The 2,990-nt window shown below is 66.8% G+C and carries 4 protein-coding genes and 2 pseudogenes; 5 read left to right on the top strand and 1 reads right to left on the bottom strand.

Annotated elements, in window-relative coordinates:
• Positions 1-412 precede the first annotated feature (412 nt).
• Positions 413-574 (top strand): hypothetical protein, encoded by a 162-nt coding sequence (locus ACWEQL_RS41855; RefSeq protein WP_167346444.1) that lies wholly within the window; start codon positions 413-415, stop codon positions 572-574.
• 79 nt (positions 575-653) lie between these two features.
• Positions 654-926, top strand: a pseudogene (locus ACWEQL_RS41850) (GNAT family N-acetyltransferase); the annotation flags it as partial.
• A gap of 66 nt (positions 927-992) precedes the next feature.
• Here ACWEQL_RS41850 and ACWEQL_RS41845 read toward each other — a convergent pair.
• A complete protein-coding gene (locus tag ACWEQL_RS41845) occupies positions 993-1,499 on the bottom strand; it encodes a DinB family protein (protein WP_452156781.1) in 507 nt (168 codons plus the stop codon).
• Positions 1,500-1,705: 206 nt separating this feature from the next.
• Between ACWEQL_RS41845 and ACWEQL_RS41840 the strand changes: the two are divergent.
• The 3 genes and pseudogenes from ACWEQL_RS41840 to ACWEQL_RS41830 form a co-directional block, all read left to right on the top strand.
• Positions 1,706-1,786: pseudogene (locus ACWEQL_RS41840) on the top strand (DUF397 domain-containing protein); the annotation flags it as partial.
• Between the two features lie 382 nt (positions 1,787-2,168).
• Positions 2,169-2,432, top strand: coding sequence for a hypothetical protein (locus tag ACWEQL_RS41835; RefSeq protein WP_452156779.1), 264 nt, complete (start codon positions 2,169-2,171; stop codon positions 2,430-2,432).
• The gene (locus tag ACWEQL_RS41830) at positions 2,413-2,943 is read left to right on the top strand and encodes a DUF6879 family protein (RefSeq protein WP_452156777.1); all 531 of its coding nucleotides are present in this window, start codon (positions 2,413-2,415) and stop codon (positions 2,941-2,943) included. The genes ACWEQL_RS41835 and ACWEQL_RS41830 overlap by 20 nt, the downstream gene beginning before the upstream one ends.
• The last annotated feature ends 47 nt before the right edge of the window (positions 2,944-2,990 follow it).

Below are 2,990 nucleotides of genomic sequence, written 5' to 3'. Positions count from 1 at the left end.
TCCTTTCTCTCCCCCCCGCCGCTTTGCGTGTGGTTCGGGCGCCCCTTTGCTCCACGCAAGGGGCCGCCGGCGCACAGACGCGCGAGGGGCGATCGACTCCCGCATGCCCGTTCGACGCCGGGGCGGGACTTCTCGCCGCTTGGCCCGACGCCCCTGCTCCCGTGCGCGCGGCAGAGAGGACGAGACGGGGGACCTCGTCGCCTCGCCGCGGGCCGTGGAAGGCATCCGTCACCGTCGCCTCGATCCGGCTCTGGCTCCGCCCATGACCTCCCGAGGCAGAACGCCTAGCCCGATGACGAGGCTGGCCGCGCCGCCCACCTTCCAGGAGAGGAAGCTGCGATCTTTGCCCAGGCGGACGAGCTCAATGCCCACATCGCTCGGTTCCTCGAACACTACGGGTAGGCTCGTAGGTATGGGAATTGACTGGGAGAACATACTCGGCGCAAGCGGTAACGGCCTCGACGATGCCTACGACAGCGCGGTCTCCGCGGTCATCTACAGCGATGACCCGGTGGAGGACCGTCGGCCACTCCCAGTCGGCGAAGAGCACGACGACACAGACGGCTTGCGCTGAAGAGGAAACGCCCCGGCAAGCCGCGGCGTTTTGCCATCAAGTCAGGGGTCAGTCAAGAGGCGGCCGAGCTCAACTATGCGGCTCGATCGCCGCCTTCACCGAACTCGTCATCCCCGGCAACGGCACAGGTGGCGGCCAGCACTACGGCACGGGGGTGCTGCCCGAGCACCGAGGTCACGGCCTCGGCCGATGGATGAAGGCCGAGTCGATCCGACAGGCCCACAGGGACTATCCGGACCTCGGTGACCTCCTGACCAACACCGCCGACAGCAACGCGCACATGCGACGGGTCAACGACGGTCTCGGCTACACACCCACGCACACGACACACCAGTATCAGCTCGACCTTTAGCAGAGAGCGGACGGGCCGGACCGGGACATCACCCCGCCCGGCCTGTCCGTGCTTTCGATACACGCCCTAGCCGCCGATCGTGCCGTCGAGCATCTCGCGCAGGATGTCCAGGTGGCCGTTGTGGCGGGCTGTCTCCTCGGTGAGGTGGAGGAGGATCCAGCGCAGGTCGACGTGGAGGCCGTCGCGGATGGCTCGCTCGGCCTGGGTGTCCAGGTCGTTCCCGGCGACCAGTTCACGGTAGCGGGCGCTTTGTTCGGCGTATTCGTCGAGCAACTGGGCAAGCGGGAAGTCGACGGCTATACGCATCTCGCGGTCGGGGTCCTCCTCGGTCCAGGGGCCCTGGTCTTCCTCGCCGAGGAAGACCACCTGGAACCAGTAGTACTCGACCCAGCGGAGGTGGTTGATCACTCCGCTCATCGTCATCAGCGGTGAGCCCGGCAGGAGGGCCTTGCGGGCGTTCTCCGCAGAGACGCCGTCGCACTTGGCGAGGGCGGTGGCACGGGTGTAGTCGAGGAACGTGGTGAGCTGGGTGCGCTCGTCCCACGCGGGCGGCGTGTCGTCGATTCTGGTCATCGGGCGAAGCGTCCCCGATCACCGCGACCGATGTCGAGACATTTATCGACGGGCCCAACTGCTCCACCGCTCCACGTTCGGCGGGTCGCTACAGCGATTCAGCGCCGGCGGGCCGCCGGGTCGGCGGTCCAGCAGGCGCAGGGCGTCGGCGGTGGGCGAGCCCGGTTCGACGTTGTAGACGCACAGGGTCTGCGTGAAAGCCGCGCATGCCTGAATCAAGGTGGCAGAAGTCCAGCTACAACGCCGCGAACAACGAACGCGTCGAGGTGCGCACCGTCGACGGCCTGGTCGAACTCCGCGAATCCGACGACAGCGACATCGTCGTCCGCACTACCCCCACCAAGTTCCTCCAAGGCATCAAGGCAGGCGAGTTCGACCACCTCATCACCGACCACACCGCGCAGAGCCCAACCCCTTGCGTAGGAAGTCGGACCCGCCGACTTCCTACGCAAGGTCCAGAGCTCCAGAACAACGAATCGTTCCGGCGGCCCCTGGCTCCTCGCAGGGGGCCGCCGGCGCACAGACGGGCGAGGGGCGATCGGCTCCCGCATGCCCGTTCGATGCCGGGGCGGGATTTCTCGCCGCTCGGCCCGGCGCCCCTTGCACTGGTCGGCGGCCGGGGCGATAGTCGCGCAACTGAGCGCACTCAGGTCGACACAGGGAGAGGTCATGAGGCTGCGTTTCCTGGGGATCATTCCGAACACCCCCGTCGACGACTCTCCGACCATCTGGCTGGACGAGGACTCGGGAGATCTGCAGATCCAGTCCTACCGGGCCACGGAAGAAGAGCTGAAGGCATGCCAGGAGATCGGGTCGATCCCCGGTCACAGCACCGACGTTCCGGACCATGAGACGATCATCCGGCTTCCGGCCGTGATGCTGGAGTACATCCCGCGACCGGAGGGCGGAAACGGTGAAGTACCCCGTACGTGAGGGCTTGGCCGGAGCGCGGCACTCGGCCGTCCATCTGGAGATGCGTGACAGCTACACGCCGGATGATCCGGAGTTCGCCCGCTGGCGTGCCGGCCATCGGTACGACAATGATCCGGCCAAGCTGCCCGACTGGTGGGGATCTTGGGCCGATCTGGTGGCCGGGACGACCGCGCGCGGCGTGGTCATGCGGCGGGCCCGAATCATCTCGGAGCCGGTGACGGACTACATCCGCTATGAGCACGACCTCACGTTCGCCAACATCGCAGCCGGTGAGCTGGTCCGCTGGCTGCCCCGGCGCGGGGCTGCCGACATCACACTGCCGGGAACGGACCTGTGGATGTTCGACGAATCGGCCGTGCTGTTCACGTACTTCTCCGGCGACGGGGAGGTCGTGGACCGGGAGTGGCGGACGGAGCCGACCATCGTGAATCTGGTCAGCTCCGCCTTCGAGGCCGTGTGGGAGCCAGGGGCATTGCATGTTCGAGATCGGTCCGGTTCGCCGGTCTTGTGATGTGATGTCATGTCTCGTTCTGGGGATGGTTGTTCCCCGGAACGCAG

The sequence above is a fragment of the Kitasatospora sp. NPDC004240 genome, assembly GCF_053603215.1.
The sequence above is the reverse complement of the archived record's forward strand: the minus strand, read 5'-3'. Positions and strand labels throughout refer to the sequence as shown.